This is a genomic window from Paenibacillus sp. URB8-2 (assembly GCF_013393385.1).
Classification (GTDB): domain Bacteria; phylum Bacillota; class Bacilli; order Paenibacillales; family Paenibacillaceae; genus Paenibacillus_AQ.
The window spans coordinates 3,136,817-3,155,679 of record NZ_AP023239.1; the positions used below are offsets into that span (position 1 = coordinate 3,136,817).

The 18,863-nt window shown below is 51.9% G+C and carries 18 protein-coding genes, 1 pseudogene and 1 riboswitch; of the genes and pseudogenes, 2 read left to right on the top strand and 17 right to left on the bottom strand.

Features of this window, described 5'->3' with window-relative positions:
• Positions 1-40: 40 nt before the first annotated feature.
• The 13 genes and pseudogenes from murB to PUR_RS14420 form a co-directional block, all read right to left on the bottom strand.
• Positions 41-955 (bottom strand): UDP-N-acetylmuramate dehydrogenase, encoded by a 915-nt coding sequence (murB, locus tag PUR_RS14360; protein WP_179035838.1) that lies wholly within the window; start codon positions 953-955, stop codon positions 41-43.
• Positions 956-1,081: 126 nt separating this feature from the next.
• Positions 1,082-1,879, bottom strand: coding sequence for an ABC transporter ATP-binding protein (locus tag PUR_RS14365; RefSeq protein WP_179037921.1), 798 nt, complete (start codon positions 1,877-1,879; stop codon positions 1,082-1,084).
• Positions 1,880-2,185: 306 nt separating this feature from the next.
• The gene (locus PUR_RS14370; protein WP_179035839.1) at positions 2,186-4,003 is read right to left on the bottom strand and encodes an APC family permease; all 1,818 of its coding nucleotides are present in this window, start codon (positions 4,001-4,003) and stop codon (positions 2,186-2,188) included.
• A 123-nt stretch (positions 4,004-4,126) separates the two neighbouring features.
• Positions 4,127-4,285, bottom strand: a riboswitch (cyclic di-AMP (ydaO/yuaA leader).
• Between the two features lie 182 nt (positions 4,286-4,467).
• Positions 4,468-4,932, bottom strand: coding sequence for a disulfide oxidoreductase (locus PUR_RS14375; RefSeq protein ID WP_179035840.1), 465 nt, complete (start codon positions 4,930-4,932; stop codon positions 4,468-4,470).
• On the bottom strand, positions 4,929-5,681 hold the full coding sequence (locus PUR_RS14380; RefSeq protein WP_179035841.1) for a DsbA family protein: 753 nt from the start codon (positions 5,679-5,681) through the stop codon (positions 4,929-4,931). Before PUR_RS14380 ends, PUR_RS14375 begins: the two co-directional genes overlap by 4 nt.
• 288 nt (positions 5,682-5,969) lie before the next feature.
• Positions 5,970-7,286 (bottom strand): hemolysin family protein, encoded by a 1,317-nt coding sequence (locus PUR_RS14385; protein ID WP_179035842.1) that lies wholly within the window; start codon positions 7,284-7,286, stop codon positions 5,970-5,972.
• Positions 7,287-7,580: 294 nt separating this feature from the next.
• Complete coding sequence (gene gerQ, locus PUR_RS14390) at positions 7,581-7,976, bottom strand: spore coat protein GerQ (protein ID WP_232101877.1); 396 nt, start codon at positions 7,974-7,976, stop codon at positions 7,581-7,583.
• Positions 7,977-8,053: 77 nt separating this feature from the next.
• Positions 8,054-8,476: a cell wall hydrolase gene (locus PUR_RS14395; protein ID WP_232101508.1), complete on the bottom strand. Its 423-nt coding sequence runs from the start codon at positions 8,474-8,476 to the stop codon at positions 8,054-8,056.
• 119 nt (positions 8,477-8,595) lie between these two features.
• Positions 8,596-9,351: an SDR family NAD(P)-dependent oxidoreductase gene (locus tag PUR_RS14400; RefSeq protein WP_179035844.1), complete on the bottom strand. Its 756-nt coding sequence runs from the start codon at positions 9,349-9,351 to the stop codon at positions 8,596-8,598.
• Positions 9,352-9,565: 214 nt separating this feature from the next.
• Entirely contained in the window at positions 9,566-9,961 is a 396-nt protein-coding gene (locus PUR_RS14405) for a DUF2500 domain-containing protein (protein WP_179037923.1), read from the bottom strand.
• Positions 9,962-10,184: 223 nt separating this feature from the next.
• On the bottom strand, positions 10,185-10,361 hold the full coding sequence (locus PUR_RS14410; RefSeq protein WP_179035845.1) for a hypothetical protein: 177 nt from the start codon (positions 10,359-10,361) through the stop codon (positions 10,185-10,187).
• A 247-nt stretch (positions 10,362-10,608) separates the two neighbouring features.
• Positions 10,609-11,892, bottom strand: coding sequence for a VPS10 domain-containing protein (locus PUR_RS14415; protein WP_179035846.1), 1,284 nt, complete (start codon positions 11,890-11,892; stop codon positions 10,609-10,611).
• A gap of 121 nt (positions 11,893-12,013) precedes the next feature.
• Positions 12,014-12,567 (bottom strand): annotated as a pseudogene (locus tag PUR_RS14420) (amino acid permease); the annotation flags it as partial.
• Between the two features lie 267 nt (positions 12,568-12,834).
• Between PUR_RS14420 and PUR_RS14425 the strand changes: the two are divergent.
• Positions 12,835-13,764 (top strand): L-lactate dehydrogenase, encoded by a 930-nt coding sequence (locus tag PUR_RS14425; protein ID WP_179035847.1) that lies wholly within the window; start codon positions 12,835-12,837, stop codon positions 13,762-13,764.
• 96 nt (positions 13,765-13,860) lie between these two features.
• On the opposite strand, the gene PUR_RS14430 is transcribed toward PUR_RS14425, so the two are convergent.
• From PUR_RS14430 to PUR_RS14440, 3 genes are all read right to left on the bottom strand, one after another.
• On the bottom strand, positions 13,861-14,958 hold the full coding sequence (locus tag PUR_RS14430; protein WP_179035848.1) for a DUF3900 domain-containing protein: 1,098 nt from the start codon (positions 14,956-14,958) through the stop codon (positions 13,861-13,863).
• 85 nt (positions 14,959-15,043) lie between these two features.
• Complete coding sequence (locus PUR_RS14435; protein ID WP_179035849.1) at positions 15,044-15,952, bottom strand: tyrosine-type recombinase/integrase; 909 nt, start codon at positions 15,950-15,952, stop codon at positions 15,044-15,046.
• Between the two features lie 50 nt (positions 15,953-16,002).
• Entirely contained in the window at positions 16,003-16,914 is a 912-nt protein-coding gene (locus PUR_RS14440) for a LysR family transcriptional regulator (RefSeq protein WP_179035850.1), read from the bottom strand.
• A gap of 125 nt (positions 16,915-17,039) precedes the next feature.
• On the opposite strand from PUR_RS14440, the gene PUR_RS14445 reads away from it, so the two are divergent.
• Complete coding sequence (locus PUR_RS14445; protein ID WP_179035851.1) at positions 17,040-18,353, top strand: APC family permease; 1,314 nt, start codon at positions 17,040-17,042, stop codon at positions 18,351-18,353.
• Positions 18,354-18,446: 93 nt separating this feature from the next.
• On the opposite strand, the gene PUR_RS14450 is transcribed toward PUR_RS14445, so the two are convergent.
• A complete protein-coding gene (locus PUR_RS14450; RefSeq protein WP_179035852.1) occupies positions 18,447-18,806 on the bottom strand; it encodes a hypothetical protein in 360 nt (119 codons plus the stop codon).
• Positions 18,807-18,863 lie beyond the last annotated feature (57 nt).

Sequence of the window (18,863 nt, forward strand, 5' to 3'; positions counted from 1 at the left end):
AGATTAGAAATGTAGAACAAAGCCGGGAGCCGTCATCACTTTACAGCTCTTCGCCGATAATCTCGACTTCCGTCTCCAGCTCGACGCCGAAACGCCCCTTTACAGTCTCTCTCACATGCTGAATCAGTCCGATATAATCGCTTGCCGTAGCGTTATCCGCATTAATGATGAACCCCGCATGCTTTTTCGATACTTCAGCTCCGCCGATTCTTGTCCCTTGAAGTCCGCTTTCCTGAATCAACTGGCCTGCAAACCGTCCCGGAGGCCGCTTGAAGACACTGCCGCAGGATGGATATTCGAGCGGCTGCTTGGACTCCCGCATCTCGGTCAGCTTATCCATCGCCGCCTTAATTTCCTCGTGGGTTCCCGGCTTCAGGGCAAAACGGGCTTCCAGAATGAGATAATCGCCGCTGGAGAAGACGCTTTTCCGGTAGCCCCACTTCAGGTCATCTCCTTCCAGCTTTACGATGGCGCCGGTCTTGTCGATGGCAAGCGCGCTTTGCAGCACATCGGCCACCTCGCCGCCGTAGGCTCCGGCGTTCATGTACAGCGCACCTCCGACCGTGCCGGGAATGCCGCAGGCAAATTCAAGACCCGTCAATTTCCGCTCAAGTGCGAAACGGGAAGTATCAATAATTTGGGCTCCGCACTGGGCGATGACCACATCGTCCTTAAAGCTGATGCCGGTTAATCCGGACGTTTGCAGAACGATGCCGCGCACGCCTCCGTCCCGGATAATTACGTTTGAACCGTTCCCTAATATAGTAAGCTTAATGCCGTTTTCGGCAGCGTATGTAAAGACCGCTTGAATTTCCTCGTAAGTGGAAGGCTCAGCCAGAATGTCCGCCCGGCCGCCCATTTTGGTGAAGACATGATCTTTGAGCGATTCATGGCTCTTAATCGTTCCGGACGGAACAAGCCTTTGCAGATCCTCTTGAATTTTGCCGATATCCATGGGTTTGCTCCTTTAGTTGTTATACATATCTTTAGGCAATCCTCACTTTAACAACGAACAGGCTCCCTTGTCAATGACAGGAGCCCGTTAATCGGCTTTAAGTTTTCAGCTATGGATTCGGTTCAATTAGACAGCCTTGCTCTTAGCAAGGCTGTAGGGCAGACACAGCGGCAATCCCGTCCGCGGATCATCGACAATATCCGCCTCGATCCCGAACACTTCGCGCAGCACGTCCGGAGTCATAACATCTACCGGAGCGCCTTCGCTGACTACGGTGCCCGATTTGATCGCAACCATATGTTGGCCGAAGCGTGAAGCGTGGTTCAAATCGTGTACGACCATAATAATCGTCCGGCCCTCCCGCTCGTTCAGCATCTGCAGAAGCTGAAGCACTTCAAGCTGATGCGCCATATCCAGAAAGGTCGTCGGTTCGTCCAGGAACAAGATATCCGTCTGCTGGGCCAGCGCCATGGCAATCCATGCGCGCTGCCGCTGTCCTCCGGACAGGCGTTCGATCGGCCGGTCGCTGAAATCGCCCATCCCGGTAACTTCAATAGCCGAGGAAATGATCTTCCGGTCTTCCACAGTGAGAGAGCCGAAGCCCTTCTGATGGGGATAACGCCCGTAGCTCACCAGTTCGGAAACGGTCAATCCGTCCGGAGCGGTCGGATTTTGCGGCAGAATCGCGAGCTGGCGCGCAACTTCCTTCGTCGATTGGGTATGAATCGACTTGCCGTCGAGCAGCACACTGCCGCTGGCCGGCTTCATCAGCCGGGCCATCGTTTTGAGGATCGTCGATTTCCCCGAACCGTTGGCTCCCACGAGAGCCGTAATCTTCCCGGTCGGAATCGACAAGTTTAGATCCTTTACAATAATCGACTCCGCATAGCCGATACTTAATTGATTCACATTCAAACGTTCCATCATAAACAGTTCACTTCTTTCCTGTTATCTCCATATCACCACGGATATTATTTTTAGCCTTGTCTTCTCAAATGATATTGATTATCATTATCCGTGTCAACATAAAAGATCATAACTTCCCCGCTTCTGCTTAGTCATGTAAGAAGAAACGGCTTCGCCGTCCTCTGGAAGAGGAAGGCATCCGTTTCTCGTAATAATATCAGGTTAAGGATAAGCGCGAAGCTTATACTTTCTGATATTGCCAAAAAAGCTGCCGCCGGAGACATTCTCCAGCAACAGCTTTCTGCCAACGGGCTGTCTGCCCGATTATTTATTCAAATGATACGGAACCGTCGCAACGACGATATCCTTGTGATTCATGAGATAAGTCCGGATAAATACGCTCGTCTGATTATGCAGGACGGCCTGCCACCAATGCTTGGTAATAAACTGCGGAATCAGAATCGTAATATGATCCGTCGAAGCATTCTTCCACTCCACCGTATCGATAAATTTAACCAGCGGACGCATGATGCTGCGGTACCGGGAACGAAGGACGATCAAGCGCACTCCGGGATTCCATTCCTCCCACTTCAGCTCCATTTTGCGGATTTCTTCTTCGTCGAAGCCGACATAGACGGCAACCACATTATCAGTTAACGATTTGGCATAGCTGATCGAATGAAGCACCGCACGCGTTACGGCGGATACCGGGATAACAATCGTGCTTCCTTTAATACATGGCTTATCTTTATCCAACTGAATCCGGAGCTGGTCTGCCGTATTCATATAGTGACGATGAATGCGGAAGAAAATAAGCATAACAATCGGCAGGAAGATGAAAGCCACCCATACGTTCGAGAATTTGGTAATAATGAAGATAAGCGTAATGGTAAGGGTTGTCAGCATTCCGACCGTATTCACGGCAAATTTGGTCCGCCAGCCAGCCGGCTTCAGCTTATACCAGCGAATCATCATGCCAAGCTGGGAAAGAGTGAACGGAATAAATACGCCGACGGCATAGAGCGGAATCAGATTTCCGGTTTCGCCGTGAAATGCAGCAACGAGCAGACAAGAAGCCACTCCCAGGAAAATAATGCCGTTGGAGAAGCCGAGACGGTCGCCACGGACCATAAAAGCATGCGGCATATACTTGTCTTTAGCCAGCATGAACGACAGCAGCGGAAAGGCCGAGTAGGCCGTATTGGCCGCCAGGAACAAGATGACCGCCGTTATCGCCTGAATGCAGTAGTACAGGACGCCCCGTCCGAAGGTCGATTCGGCAATTTGCGAAACCACCGTTTCATTGGCGTTCGGGGTAATGCCGTACCAGTAAGCCAGCAGTGTTATACCGGTAAACATGAATCCCAGAATCAAACCCATCATCATGAGGGTTTTGGCGGCATTTTTTTCCGCTGGGGCCTTAAAGTTCGGAATGGCATTCGATACCGCTTCGACACCGGTCAGCGCCGAACAGCCGGAGCTGAAGGCCTTAAGCAGCAGGAACAGACTGACATTGGATACCGCACTGCCGATTTCGGGAACAGCGGCATGACCGCCGCCAGCCGCATATTTGACCAAACCGGAGACGATCAGAACCACGATAGACAAGACGAACAAGTATACCGGGACGGCAATGAAAGAAGCCGACTCGGTCACGCCGCGAAGATTGATAATAGTCAAAATGATGATTACCGTGACCGCAATCGCCACAGTATGGTCGTGCAAATTCGGAAACGCCGAAGTGATCGCATCCGTACCAGCCGAGGCGCTAACTGCAACCGTCAGGATGTAATCCACAAGCAGGGAACCGCCTGCGAGCAGTCCCGTGGAAACCCCGAGATTATCCTTGGCTACGATATAGGCTCCCCCGCCTTGAGGATAAGAGAAAATCGTCTGCCGGTAGGATAAAATCAGAATTGCCAGTAATCCCAGTACCGCGAGGGCAATCGGCAAAGAATACCAGATAGCCGTAAAACCTGCTGCTATCAGCACGATCAAAATCTGTTCCGTTCCGTATGCGACGGACGAAAGTGCGTCCGATGACAGAACGGCAAGTGCCTTCACTTTGGTTAACTTTTCCTGGTCGAGTTCGGTTGATTTTCTGGGACGACCGATCAATAGTCGTTTTACTCTGCTTACCATTTGGATACAGTTCCTCTCTTTGTTGAGTTGAAACGGTAATACCGCGCGCCGTTTTCAGTGGTGGATTTTCATAAATAAGGGCACAAAAATAAGCATACGGAAATGACCGCATGCTTATGCATGATCATATCCCACTGTAGCTTACGAGGTTAGCTGGCGGATTCGGACTGTGGAAGCCCTACGGACCGGATAACATCCCGGCACCGATTCACCCCGTTGACCGCTGGGCGGTCAAGTTGGTTCCCCCGTTTTTCCATTTGGAAAATTCAGCGCATATTCAACTTCTCACAAGGTCTAATATTAGTCTATATTGCCATAGCCGTAAACAGTGAAAATGATGAAAAAGAAATGAAAAACGGACTAATTCACGCAAATTCCCATCAAGAGATAATCATGTCGTTCATTATCTTGTATTATCCCTGCAGCACGGGTTTTTATGTCCATTACGGAAGAAAACTTCCCCGTTAAGAGTTGATTCCGTCCTCCGCCTCTTCCGTTTCCTCCTCCTCGCGCGCTCTGGCGTTCCACAGCATCAGGGCTATAAGGATAAAAGCCGTCAGCGCCAGCAGCGGGATCGTAATGAAACCGAAAAAATTCAGATAATCTTTCGTGCATGGCACACCGATGGTGCAAGGAAGTACTTTGCCGAGAGCCGGTATTTTCTGCTCCGCGTAATGATACAGCGATATGCTGCCCCCTATAACGCTAAGCGGAAGCACGTAAGGAACAATACGCTTATCATTCCGATAGGTCGCTATACCAAGAAGAAGCACCTGCGGGTACATGAAAATCCGCTGGAACCAGCAGAGCTTGCAGGGTTCGTATTTCAACACCTCACTTAGGTAGAGGCTGCCGGCTGTGGCAACCAAGGATACAAACCAGGCCAGGTAGAGACCATACCGACTCAGGAAGCCGGAGAATGATTTCATTCCGTCTCAACCGCCTTTGCCGCCGTCTCAATCTCCTTGGCGATCGCTTCGAGATTGAAAGGCTCATTGGCCTTTATACCATTTATAAACAGCGACGGTGTACTTGTAACACGGCTGTCCTTTGCTGTCGCGTTATCTCTTGCCAGTTCATCCTCATAAGTACGCTCTTGAATGTCCTTGCGCAGCAGATCGTAATCGACATCAAGCTGTTCTTTTTGCGCAAGCTCAACCAGGAAATCCTCGGTCGCCCACTCGGTCTTCTCGTCCCCCTGATTGGCATACAACGCATCGTAATATTTCCAGAACGCTTCGCTATTCTGATGGTAAACCGACAACGCCGCTAAGGAAGCGGTCTCGGAATCGGGACCGATGAAGGACATATTGACGAAATACAGGGCAGCCTTGCCTTTTTCGATGTAATCCTTCACAAGCTGCGGCTTGACAACGCCGGAGAATTGGGCGCAGGCCGGGCATTTATAATCTCCGAACTCAACCAGCTTAACGGGCGCATCCGCCGCTCCAAGTCTTGGAAGCTCATCATACTTAAAAGACACCGGACTCGCGGAACTTCCCGGGCTGCCCGTATTTTTGGAAGCCAATACAAACATCGCAGCAAAAAGAACGACCACGAGCAGGATCGCTCCTAGTAAAAGGATATGTGTTTTCTTCTTCTGCCGTTCCTGTTCGGCCCGCAGCTTTTCTTGGGCCAGGGCTGGGGAGACTGTTCTGCTTTTTTTCGGTTTGCTCAATGTTATAATTCCTTTCTGTCCTGTCGGACCGGAGTAATGGCATGAAGACATAGTGCAGAAAAATTATATAATCATTGAACTCGCTTTGGCAAACAGGACGGCTTCCTGCTCTGGTACTCATTAAAATTCCGCAGCAATGAAAAGGGTGCCCCTAGAGCCGTTGGCTTTAGGGGCACCCTTGGGCAAATAATATAAGTGCTGCGCGCTTATCCATTTGACTGATGAAACTGCGAGAAACGAATGCCGCCATTAAGAAACAGCTCATTTTGGCAGAATTCAGTCATTCTTTCAGGCTCCCGCTTCTTCCGCCAGCGGCTGAATTTTCAGGAGCTTGATACGTGAGATTCGTTTGTTATCCGTCTCCTCAATGATGAACAGATGATTCTCGTACTCAACAAACTGCCCTTTGTTAGGGGGATTCACTTCAAGTCTGGAATACACCCAGCCGCCAATCGTGTCGTAATCCTCCGTTTCCAGGTGCATATCGAACCGGCTGTTCACTTCTTCAATAAGCAGCAGGCCGTCCAGAGAGTACTCCTCTTCGCCGAGCTTCTCGACACCCGCGCGCTCCTGGTCGAATTCGTCCTGGATTTCGCCGACGATCTCTTCCATGATATCCTCAAGCGTGACCAGTCCTGAAGTTCCTCCGTACTCATCGATCAAAATTGCAATTTGCGTCTTCGCTTTTTGCATCGTTTTCAGCAGAGCGCTGATTTGAATCGACTCGGGTACCGTAAGAATGGGACGGATCAGCTCGTGAAGGTTCATCGTATTCTCCCGGATCAAATCCTTCATGTGAATAAATCCGATAATATGATCCTTATCGCCCTCGCATACCGGATACCGCGTCCGCATGCCTTCAAAAGCGATTTGCAAATTTTCCTGGACGGATGAATGGTTACTAAGGCAGATCATTTCCGTCCGTGGAATCATGATTTCCCTGGCCGTGGTGTCCGCAAATCCGAAAATATTGTCCACCAGTGCCATTTCGGTATTATCGATCAGTCCGCTCTTATTGCTCTCCTGCATAATAATCCGGATCTCTTCTTCCGTATGCGCGGTCCCCATCTCGGAAACAGGCGCCAGCTTGAACATTCGCAAAAGTCCCTGCGCCAGCCCGTTAACCCCCCATATAAAGGGGTACATCAGCTTGTAAAAGGCACCCATAAGTCCCGCAGTCATCAGCAGCACCATTTCGGCCTTGTTAACCGCGATGGACTTCGGAGCCAATTCACCAAGCACAATATGAAGAACGGTGATAAATAAAAAGGCAAGGATTACGGAACATACATGCACCGCCGCACCGCCAAGCCCGAATCCGGACATCAGCGGTGACAACAGCGCCGCGATGACAGGCTCTCCAAGCCAGCCCAGAGCCAGCGAAGCCAGTGTAATGCCAAGCTGGCAGGCCGAGAGGTACGCGTCCATATTGCGGATGATTCCCTGCGCCGACAGCGCTCTTTTGCTGCCTTCCTCGGCCAGTGAATCGATCCGCCCTCCGCGCGCTTTGACCATCGCGTACTCCACAGAGACGAAAAATCCGTTTAACAGCACCAAAAGAATAATCAGACCAACTCTCAATAATCCGGGTAAAGGGTCGCTCAAATTTTACTCCTACCCGTCGTATTCTTAGGCCGGCGGGTAGGCCCACCTCCTTCGTTTTATCCAAATATAGACGTCCGACTTGGCAGCCATACCTTTCTCTACATATTTCCCAATAGACTCAGCTCCTTGATTATTCCGGGTATAAAGATATTCATTATTATATAAATATATCCGCCATTCCCGCAAGCATGCGCGTTTGTTTCAGAAAAAACGGCTTAAATCCATTCCGGCCTCCCGCTCGGAATACATAAAAAGGTCCCGAGCCGTTAGCCCGGGACCAACTTATATTTAGCATTAATTACGGGTAACCGGAGGAGCGCCGATGACGCCCGGGTACTGGTAAGTAAGGGGCTGGTCAAAGGTCGCATAGTCCAGATTGACCATCAGCAGCATAATGCGCTGGCCCGTCGACGGATCGCTGATGATGATATGATCCCGTCCCGCGGCTTCCAGCACGCCTTTAAAGATTTTGGCGTTCCATTGGCTGTTGTTTTCATAGGTCATATAAAACGTGCCGACTTTGCCCAGATTGAGCCGGAGAATATTTTCGATATAGGATTGCTCGAAGACGGGCTGCGGGGTTGGAACGACGGCTCCGGACGGCGTCATCGGGCTTCCGCTCGTTACTTGGGGTGGAGCGCTTCCGCCAACCGGCATTCCACTTCCCCCAACCGGCATTCCGGATGACATGCTTCCGTACGAATAAGTAACGGGACGGTAAGGCTGCATAATCATGAATCAAAACCTCCTGAATATAATGGAATCGCTTAGTAAACGGTAGGACAATCCGCTGCGCTGGGTCTAAAAAAGCAGTGCGCTTTAAAACGTCCGGTGTTCGTCTGGTTATACCAGGTACCTGGGCAGTTGCCGACGGGTCGGAAAAACCAGAGAGCGTTGGAGGCGGGATGCGTTCTTTCGCCGGCGATGGCGCGTTTGGCGAGGCGGATATCCCTTTCTCTGGCGCGCTGATAGAAATACCCTTTCGTGATTGCTTCAAATCCGCCCGGACTCTGAAATACCATGTCATCGATAGACCGGATGTTTCTAAAATCCAGACAGTTGCCCAGTATGCGGTTGACGCCGACATTGCCCACCATAAGCATGCCGAGATCTCCGTCTTCCTCCGCTTCCGCCCGCATTAGCCGGGCCAGAACTTTTTCCCCTTCCGAATTCACCTTGATGACGGCCACGCGCTTTCCTCCTTCAACTTGCCAATGAGAGGCAGTCGTTCTTTATTGCACGTTGTATTGTATGTGCGAACGCCCAAGTGGTGACTTTTACCGGTTATTTTTTATCATGCTGGATGGGTTCAAGGTTCATATATCATCTTGCGGGTCATACCTCCGTCGATGACGAGCTGAGCGCCGGTAACAAACCGGTTGTCCGGAGAAGTCAAATACAGACAGGCCTTGGCGATGTCCCCAGGAACGCCGACCCTTCCCGCAGGATGCTGGTTATGATCCATTTCCCTGAGCTCGCTGTAATCGCCTGTTTCGATCCATCCCGGCAGGATGCAGTTAACCGTAATACCGTCTTTGCCGAGGGTAACCGCCATCGCATGGGTCAGTGAAGATATGGCCCCTTTAGAGGCGGCGTATGCTTCGGTGTCCGGCTCGGACATCAGTGCGCGGGTAGAGGAAATATTCACGATAGCTCCTCCGTCCGGATTATTTCGCATCACTTTGGCCGCTTCGCGCGCCATTAGAAAGCAGCCGCGGGCGTTCGTATTCATCACTTTATCCCAATCCTCTACGGTCAGCTCGTAAAATTTCGCGGTATGCGCGCTTGCGATCCCTGCGTTATTAATCAGGATATCGACGCTTCCGAAGGCTTGTACCGTTTGCCGGACGACTGCCGCAATATACGCCTCCCTGCTGACATCGCACGATATAAAGAGCGCCTTTCCTCCCTTCCGCCGGATGTCTTCCGCGGTTTTTTCACCTATTTCCTTTTTAAGCTCCGCAATGACCACTTGCGCGCCCTCAGCCGCATAAGCCATGGCGACCGCCCTGCCGATTCCCCGGCCCGCTCCGGTTACGATAACCGTTTTATTTTTATAATTCATAGACTTTCACTCCATTTCTATAATTTGGTCCGCAAATAAGAAGAAACGGCTTCGCCGTCCTCTGGAAGAGGAAGGCATCCGTTTCTCGTAAAAATATAAACCCATTATAAGCGTGAAACTAATAATTTCTTATATTTTCTAATATATCCCCTGAACCCGCTTGACGGAAACAGAGGATACACTTAAATTTTTACAATTTGGAAAAAGATTTGGCCTAGCGTTCTTCCACCGCGGAATAATGGGGCTCTCGCTTGAACCCGTGGTACCGGGTACCCTGGTAGGTCAGCCGTCCCTTGTCGCGTTCAGCACTGATCCCGTATTCGCTTCCGTTCACTTTGAACTCCACCCGTTCTCCGTCATCGAATTCAAAGGTCAAATAATAGATCATCGTCGTACGGGCAATGTTTCCCTCTTCCGGGGGTCTCTGCCTGATCTCGCTGCGCTTGGATACAATGCGGGCTGGGACGGTTAGAACGGGCATCCGGTTGTTCCTGCTCCACACAAGCAGCCCCCTGCCGGCCGAAAGGGCGACAATGCCTATTATCACGACAAAAAAGATCGGTAATACCGTTCCGGCAAAATCAAACATCCATGATAGGTCCGGCCCCAAACTCATAACTGATTCCCCCTCGCCTCCCGTATTCCACCCGCCGGACAACCGGCCAACTCGGGCTTCCTTACATTATATGCCCATACTTTTACAGCATACTTGCCGTTTCAGGCCTAAACACCTCCCGAAAGAGGCATTCGCTTTGAATCCGCAACAAAAAGACCGCCAAATTCTCCGGATTCCGGAAAACTAGCGGCCTTTATCTTTGCTGAAGGTGGTTATGTTATGCATGCACCAGGTCCAGGAAGCGTTTCGTTTCATCTTCTTGCTCCGGAATCATTCCGTTCTCTGCCCAGCAAGCTTTGCATTGTTCTTCCGTCTCGCACAGGTAAGCATCCTCACAGTTATAGCACAATTGCAGAAGGTTTTTGGTTACAAAATCCGTTTCAAATGTTTTCATATTAATCTCTCCTGTTCGATATTCAAGTTTGTGAAATTTTGAACGTTCTTTCTATGTGTTAAATATATCACAGGATATATTGTGGTTAATGTGATTTTTTTCACATTCAATAAGAAAATTTTAAATAAGTTTTTCATTGTTTATTTTCTTTGCAAATGGCGGCGGCATTCTACACCAGACAGTGCTGCTTCTAGTAAAAAAAGCGTGCGGCTTCTCATCCCTGTGGATTCGAAAACGCAAGCTTTTATCACATGACGCGCCAATTGATGCCGCCATTGGTCGTCTGCAGCAAGATCGAACGCTTGTCCTTGCTTTTTTCGATCAGCAGCCATCCGACCTCTTTCGAAACAAACTGCAGCTTGACGATCTCCGGAAATTCAGTCAACTTCGATATCAGAACGCTGCTGAACGGCAGTGCTTTCCAGCTCTTCCCCTGATTGGTCGTTCGGTATACTAAGCTTCCGTTAATGATCCAGCCGTCATTGATATTCAGAAAGGTCGGAGGCACATTCTCATTCTCGCCGGTTCGGATTCCGAGATTAAACTCCACTAATTTCCAATTGCTGCCGCCATTGGCGGTGAAGTAACCATTATAGACGGTCCCCTCGGCGTCCTTCTTAGTGCCTGCTACCGGAATCCAGCCGGTTTCGGCGCCGAAGAATTCCGGCTTCCCCAAAATAACGTTATCGTAGTTCTTGAAAACGCCGGTATCCGGCAAGGCTTGATCCTCTCTCCAACTGGCCCCGCCGTCAACGGTACGGTACAGTCTAGGACTCTTCGACCGGTTCAGCGTAATCAAGCCGATGTCGCTGTCCTGGAATACCAAGCCTCCAGCTACGCCGACAACCGGGAGCGCCGGATGGGGAGAGTTCGGCGAATACTGGTCATTTTGCATAACGGTCTTCCAGGTCGCGCCTCCGTCCTCCGTCATGAACAGCGCCTTGCTCTCGCGGCTCTCCTCGGTGTCCCAGGTCGCCATAAGCCACCCTTTCATCGGCGACGCAAAATAAGCCGAAGAAATACTGCTGCCCTGGCTGAGCGATGAGATCTTCCAGCTCTTCCCCCCATCTCTGGTGCGCAGCACAATGGTCTCCATCATTCCGAATGCCTGGCGTATAATCCAACCGTTATCGGGGTCTGTGAAAAAGATATCCTGGCCATAAACTGGATTCGATGAGAACTGGACGGCGGAAGCTGGGGAAATATTGGTCCACGTCTTCCCGTTATCCCGGGTCAAGTAAAGGCGCAATGCATTTTTGGTCACGCCCCAGGCCAGTCCTTCCGATTCACTGAGCAGCTGAAAGTCGGTCAAACGTGTCTGAATCTGATATTTTGGCGACTTTGCTGAGTCGATGTTGGCGGCATCGGGTGTGATCAGGGTAATCGTCTGCCCTTCTTCCGGCTCCTCCGTTGGGAGCGGCTGCGGCGAGGGCTCCGGCGGGGGAGATGAACAGGATGCCAGGATCAGCGCAGCCGGAAGAACGATGGATAACTTTCTCAGATGCTTCAAGCATACAGCCAGAAAAGGCAAAGCTCTCTCTCCTTTCGGTATTTTAGTTATAGGAACCTATTATTTGAAACGGCTATCGTCTCCGTTCAGCAGACTGCTGCGGTATCCGTACAGAGCGTAAATCATCAATCCGACGACAAGCCAGCGAGGAAATGATCCCGATAGGCAAATCCCGCTGCGGCCGCTTCACCTCTTCGGCGGCGGTGGACAGCGCATCAAATCCGATATAGGCGAAGAACACGGTCGCCGCCCCGTTCATGATCCCGTGAACACCGAAAAGCATAAACGGCGTCCAGTTCTCGGGCTTCACATAAAAAATACCGGTGAAAATAAACAGCAGCACGACGGCGATCTTGACGACGACCATCACTTCATTGAAGCGGGCTGTCTCTTTGACTCCCCGGGATAGCAAATAGGAGATCAGCAGAATGATGACCACTGCCGGCAGATTGATAAAGGTGCCCTCGTCTGCATTATACGCCCCCGATAAAGCGGTCGGCAAATGTACGCCGAAGCCTTCCAGCAGCCCCTGGAAATAACCCGACCAACCGCTGCATACCGCGGCGGCAGCCACTCCGTATTCCAGCACCAGATCCCAGCCCAGAATCCAGGCCAGCAGCTCGCCGAACGCAACATAGGTGTATGCGAAGCAAATTCGGAGTAGCAGAGCGCCGACAGAACACAGGCCAAGACACTTGGGGGGCGGCGAGCGGTTTTTTGCGAAGTAAATTCATGCTGTAATTCTCTAGACACATATCCATAATCGTAATTTACAAACCGCGGCAAAAAATCCAGAAAAAAGTTATCCGCTTCGGGATTCAGCACATTCCCAGATTTTCGTTGTTGGTCCTTGTTATTAATGGGTAATGGATTAAATAACGAGTTCTTGAAAAGACTATCGAATGAGGCTATGATGGTTAAGATTGGACAAGAAAAATTCACAATTTCGAAGGAGATGGAACTATGGCCCCCCCTTTCAAACCTAACCGGGTCGTCGTTATCGGCACCGGTGCCGTTGGTACGACCACCGCTTACACCCTGCTGCTGCGCCGCCGCATGCCCGAACTCGTATTAATTGACGTCAACCACCAAAAGGCGCTTGGTGAAGCGCTCGACATGAACCACGGGATGCCTTTTGTAGGCGGAGTAAAGCTGTGGGCCGGAACCTACGAAGACTGCCGCGACGCGGACATTATCATTGTAACCGCGGGGGCTTCCCAAAAGCCCGGCGAGACGCGCATCGACCTCCTGCGCAAAAACATTTCGATTTTCCGGGATATTATCCAAAAGATTACGAAATATAATTCGCACGCCATTTTGCTGATTGCAACCAATCCAGTCGATATTCTTTCTTATGCCACTTTGAAAATCAGCGGCTTCGACCGCAGACGCGTCATCGGGTCCGGCACCGTGCTGGACAGCGCCCGCTTCCGTTACCTGATCGGGAAGCACAAAGAGATCGACCCGCGGAGCATTCACGGTTCCATCATCGGTGAGCATGGCGACTCCGAGGTTCCCGTATGGAGTCTGGCCAACATCAGCGGCGGCATCGATCTCGGCTTTAACGACCAAACCCGCGAGGAGATTTACGAAAACACGAAGAACGCCGCCTATGAAATCATTAATGCCAAAGGAGCGACCTCCTATGCCATCGGGCTTGCGCTGGACCGGATCGTGGAGGCCATCCTCAGCAATGAAGGCGCCGTCCTGAACGTTTCAACACTGCTTAACAACTATAACGGCGTATCCGAAGTCTTCCTCGGCGCACCGTGCGTTGTCGACCGTTCCGGTGTTCGCGAAGTGCTGCAGCTGCCGCTGAGCGACGAAGAACGGAATTTATTCCAGCAGTCTGCCGAGAAGCTTAAGTCCGAAATCGCGAAACTGGAGCTGTAAGTCAAGCTCAATTGAAGCAGGAAGCGCACAGAGAAGAAGCCACCAAGCGTTAAACAGCCGGCGGCTTCTTTTGCGTTGGACTTCCCGGATGATTCTCTAATCTTCGCGGGGTTCCCCGTCGTCCTCCGTCCATTTCTTCTCCATCAGGCGGTTTGCCAACCGGTCAAACGGCTCCGGCTGAAGCAGCTCCACAGGCGAAAATCCTTTATCAAAAGTAAAAGAAGACCCTTCGATCACAAGCGCATAACGGTCGCCAAGCGTGGCGATATGGATCTTGTCCCCGTAATCCGCCAAAAATCCTTTGACATAGGTGTCGCCGATTTTGAATTTCAGCTCGATTTCCGGCTTGATGTCGATAATCCGCGCCGCCGCCTCGATGACTTCCTCAGGCTCCCACTTATGCTGGATATCTCGCTTCTCGCTTGCCGCCCAAAGCTCCAAATCCCGCTCGGTCTGCTGGCGTTCCTCATGGGATTCGTCCGGCCACTTCGTCTCCACATAGCTCTGCACGTACTCCATGACCTGATCGTTCACAATCTCGGGAATCGACTGCTCGTAGGTGACGAACTTCAGAAAATCCTCGAAATAACGGGCATGCGAAGACTGGTGGATCTTGAGCTCCCACTCCTCCACCATGCCTTCCTCCAGCATATAAGGATACTGGATCGACTTCATATTGCGGGCGCTGATTGCCATTTCCACTTCGCTGATCAGACTGCGCTCATCGGAAATACGGGCGATTTTGGACTCGAAATCGCATTTCATGATGAACACGAACGGGTCGTCGCCATGGGTGCGCAGGACAGCCTGGGAAACGATAAGCGCTCCCCCGCGAACGGCGCTCGTGTCGAGATAGCTTCGGACCAGATCATCGCCGAAATTGTGAAAGGATTCCACGTCTTCCGCCGCGCGCAGCCGCGTCAGCTGATTAAAGTTGGGATTGCTGTCAAGGTCGTACCCCGGCTCCACAAGAAAGCGCCCGATCTTGGTCGGCGCCTGCTCCGATTGCGGATTTTTCTCCACCTTGCGCTTGGCTGTCCGCGTAAACTCCCCGTCCAGAAACTTCTTGATCTCGCTGTGCTCATACTCTTCTTCATCCAGCGTTTGGTAATGCTTGTATGATTTTGCGCCTTGTCCTTCATTTCCTTCTACCTGAATCACATAAAAGGACAGAAATTGGACATTAAATTTCATGTCTGCAACCTCATTTCATGTTAACCGATTATCGGCGTTCTTGTAACCAATATCTTTCACAGTGGCGTTAACTCAATGTTATGTTTTAGAGGTGGAGCTGCAGGCGGGACATGGCTTCTTCTTTTTCCTTGTCTGTAATATGGGTGTACACCGTCGTTGTCTGAATAGAGGAATGTCCTAGCAATTCCTGGACGGTCCGCAAATCCGCACCCTTGCGCAGCAGCATCGTGGCAAAGGAGTGCCGAAGCTTATGGCTGGAAAAAGAACGCCGGTAGGCAGCCGGAGTTCCGCTCTGGAAGCGCTGAAAGGTCTCGGCGGCAATGCCCTGAATGGCGCGGATCGAGAGGCGGCGGCCTTTCTGCGAGATGAACATCGCTTCTTCCCTGCTTCCGCGCCAAGGCGTCAGCCGTTCCTCCAGCGCATGGTCCAGATAAGGGGCGACATCCCCCGGCACGGGAACATTACGCCATTTGCGCCCTTTACCGAATATGCGCAGCGTGCGCCGTTCCGGATGATAATCTCCCAAATTGAGCGTATGTACCTCCCCAACGCGCAGCCCCATATAAGCCATCAGCAGAAAAATGGCTAAATTGCGTTCTCTGTACTTGCCGTCCACATTAGCCAGAAAGAGCCGTATATCGTCCTCGTCCAAATAGACCGGCTCCCGGTTTTTCTCGGTCTTGGACTTTTTGATGCCCGCCGCGGGATTGCCGGTCAACAGTTCAAGTTCGATCAGCGATTTGAAGAAGCAGCTGACCGAGGCGTGCTTGCGGTTCCTAGTGGCGTCGCTTACTCCGCTTTCGCGCATCGAGGTAAGGAAGGAGATGACATGCAGCTTTTTGACGTTATCCAGCTTCTTGCCGTTCAGACTGATTAAGAACTGCCGGACATCGACCAGATACGATTTTCGGGTATACGGCGTGTAGCCCGCGTCCTTCATCCAGACGATAAAGGCTTCGAGTTCTTCTTCATATTCCAGCAGGGCTTCGTCCACGCAGATTCTCTCCTCCCTTTTTCCGACCACTTATTATAGCAGATATTAACTTAGCCGTGAACGCCTTGGCGCTGCCACCCCGACGCATGCTTCCGCACCGTTTCCATAAATGCTTCGAGCGCCGGCGACTTCCATTTTTTGCGGTGATATGCAACCTGTGTCGCCACCCGCTGGGATTCATCATCCCAGTTCAGCCGCGCCAGCGTTCCTTCCGCGAGTTCTTTTTGCACCGTAACCAGCGGCAAAAAGGAAATGCCCAGACCGGCCATAACGCACTGCTTGATCGCTTCGATGCTCCAAAATTCCAGCTTCGGGTCCGGGTACACACCGTGCGCATTCAAATGCTGCTCGAACAGCATCCGGTACGAACAGCCCGTCTCGGTATGCAGAATCGTCTCCTCTTTCAGATCGGACGGCTCGACTGCGGCAAGGTGAACCAGCCTGTGATTCACCGGCGCAACCAGCGCCATTTCCTCCTGCACCAGCGTCTCGATATGCAGATCCTTGTCGTCCTGTTCGGGCTGCAGCAGAAAAGCCAAATCCACCTCGCCCGACCGGATCATTTCCCGCAAATCCCAGCAGAAACCGGGTTTGAGAATCATCTCAACCTGGGGATACCTTTCTCTGTATTCGCGAATGATGCCGGGGAGCCGAAAGGCCGCGAGAGATTCGGGCCCGCCGATCTTAAGCGATCCGCCGATGCCGCTTTGCGAGCGCAGCGCATTCTCGGCCATGGCATGCATTTTGGATATCTCCTGGGCATATGGCAGAAGACGGCGTCCGGCGTCGGTCAGGGTGATTCTTTTGCCGATCCGGTTAAACAGCGGTTGACCCAGTTCGCTTTCCAAAGCTTGAATTTGCGCCGTAATGCTGGACTGGGCGTAATCGAGCTTCTGGGCGGCCCGTGTGAAGCTCCCTGCTTCCACCACGACTAAAAAAGTAAAAAGATGACGGGATTCCATCGACATGCACCCTTCCATCGGAATTTTGAATGGATGTCATCTAAACATTCCGTTTTTCCAATAGGACTATTATCTGATACTCTTTAACAAAAGACAAGAAAGACAAGAAAGGCTGGATGATTTAAATGAAGGAATCCAATTCGCTGCAAAACCATATCGGGATGCCGCAGGCGATCGCTCTATATATCGGTGCGGTGCTCGGATCGGGGGTGCTTATCGTGCCTGGACTGGCCGCGGAAATGGCGGGGCCCGCTTCGCTGCTCTCTTGGGGATTCATGACGCTGCTGATTCTGCCGATGGCGCTCTCGATGGGCCTGCTCTCTGCCAAATTCCCGAACGCCGGCGGTGTGTCTCATTTCGTCTCGCTTGCTTTCGGGGAACGCGCCGGCACGCTGGTCGGCTGGTTCTTCCTCATGTCCGTGCCGATCGGCGCTCCCGTAGCTGCCCTGACCGGAGCGGGCTATATGTCCGCCGCCATGGGCTGGGGCGAACCGGCGCGAATCGCGCTGGCCGCCGCGATCCTGGTTACCGGGCTCGGCATGAACTGGGTCGGCATGCAGCTCGCCGGGAAAGTGCAAATCGCCGTCGTGCTCGCCATCGTTGCCGTGCTCGTCTTCGCTTTTTCCGCCGCGCTGCCGCGGATGGATAGCACCGCCTTTACCCCATTTGTCCCGCATGGCTGGATGAACGTCGGCAAGGCAACGGCGATTCTGTTCTGGTGCTTTATCGGCTGGGAAGCGGTCTCCCATCTGTCCGAGGAGTTCAAGGACCCACAGCGCGCAGCGGTCAAGGGGGTTACCATCTCTGCCATTGTTGTCGGCGCGCTATATTTCTTGACGGCGCTGGCTGTGGTAGGCACCGAAAGCTACCTTAAAGGAAGCTCCTCCTCGCTGGTCTGGATGATCAGCCGGCCGCTTGGGCAATGGGGCGGGCTAATCGCCGGACTCACGGGTCTGTTCATCTGCACCGCCACAATTATAGCTTATGCCGGCGCCGCTTCAAGGGTAGCCTACTCGATGGCGCGCCAGGGCCACGCCCCAAGGTGGATGGGCAGGATGTCCAGCCGGTTCCATACGCCGATCGGCGCGCTGGCTTTCCTCCTGCTGTGCTTTACAACAGTGATGACGTTGTACGGCAGCGGCCTTGTTTCACTGACGACCCTGATTACGTTTCCGAACGCCACCTTCATCCTGACCTATATCGGGGGGTGCGCGGCTGGAATCCGGCTACTCAAAGGCAACCGGTTCGGAGTTGCCATCAGCTGGATTTCCTTTGCCGCGACTGCGGCCGTGTTTCCTTTTACGGGCATGGCGATTGCCTATCCTTGCATCATCATTGCCTTTTATTTCGCCTTCACCTTCTACAAGAAGCGGAAGACTGCCTTTAAGGCTCAATCCGCTCCGGTTAAATGTCCCGAACAGCGGACCGAAGTATCCTGAAATAGCTCATTGCAAAAACCTGCAAAAACCGCCGGCAGAGCATCGAATGACAGCTCTGCCGGCGGTTTTATTATTGAAAAATCGGTTTCTTGCCTATTTCCCGTCGGACTGGCGGGATTGATAATACTCCACCGCTTTTTGCAGCAGCTGCTGCATTGAGCCGAAAGAGGTGGTTTCCTTCACCTGATTGTCCAGCTTGTCCTGCGGCACCTCGGTTATCTTTTGCGCAGAATCGCCAGCGGAGCCGAGTCCGGCTTTCTCCAGCAGTTCTCCGATCGACTGGAACGGCGTATACTTCTGCATGAATTCCGGAGTCAGCAGATTGTCGAGAGGCAGCTTTTGCAGCAGTTGGTCTAAAGGAAGACTTTTTGCGATTTCCATCAGCCCTCCCGGAGACTTCGCTTTCTCGATCAATCCCTTCAAGTCGCCAAAACCGCCCAAATTGAGTCCCATAGGTGATCCTCCTTTTATCCAGCTGTGAATAAAATTTGATGTTCTCCTCTTTCTTAC

Coding starts and splice junctions, on each gene's coding strand:
- PUR_RS14365 (WP_179037921.1), bottom strand. CDS start 1,879: ATGGAACGTTTGAATGTGAATCAATTAAGTATCGGCTATGCGGAGTCG.
- gerQ (WP_232101877.1), bottom strand. CDS start 7,976: ATGTCATCCGGAATGCCGGTTGGGGGAAGTGGAATGCCGGTTGGCGGA.
- PUR_RS14375 (WP_179035840.1), bottom strand. CDS start 4,932: ATGAAATCATTCTCCGGCTTCCTGAGTCGGTATGGTCTCTACCTGGCC.
- PUR_RS14450 (WP_179035852.1), bottom strand. CDS start 18,806: ATGGGACTCAATTTGGGCGGTTTTGGCGACTTGAAGGGATTGATCGAG.
- PUR_RS14425 (WP_179035847.1), top strand. CDS start 12,835: ATGGCCCCCCCTTTCAAACCTAACCGGGTCGTCGTTATCGGCACCGGT.
- PUR_RS14370 (WP_179035839.1), bottom strand. CDS start 4,003: ATGGTAAGCAGAGTAAAACGACTATTGATCGGTCGTCCCAGAAAATCA.
- PUR_RS14445 (WP_179035851.1), top strand. CDS start 17,040: ATGAAGGAATCCAATTCGCTGCAAAACCATATCGGGATGCCGCAGGCG.
- PUR_RS14400 (WP_179035844.1), bottom strand. CDS start 9,351: ATGAATTATAAAAATAAAACGGTTATCGTAACCGGAGCGGGCCGGGGA.
- PUR_RS14410 (WP_179035845.1), bottom strand. CDS start 10,361: ATGAAAACATTTGAAACGGATTTTGTAACCAAAAACCTTCTGCAATTG.
- PUR_RS14430 (WP_179035848.1), bottom strand. CDS start 14,958: ATGAAATTTAATGTCCAATTTCTGTCCTTTTATGTGATTCAGGTAGAA.
- PUR_RS14440 (WP_179035850.1), bottom strand. CDS start 16,914: ATGGAATCCCGTCATCTTTTTACTTTTTTAGTCGTGGTGGAAGCAGGG.
- murB (WP_179035838.1), bottom strand. CDS start 955: ATGGATATCGGCAAAATTCAAGAGGATCTGCAAAGGCTTGTTCCGTCC.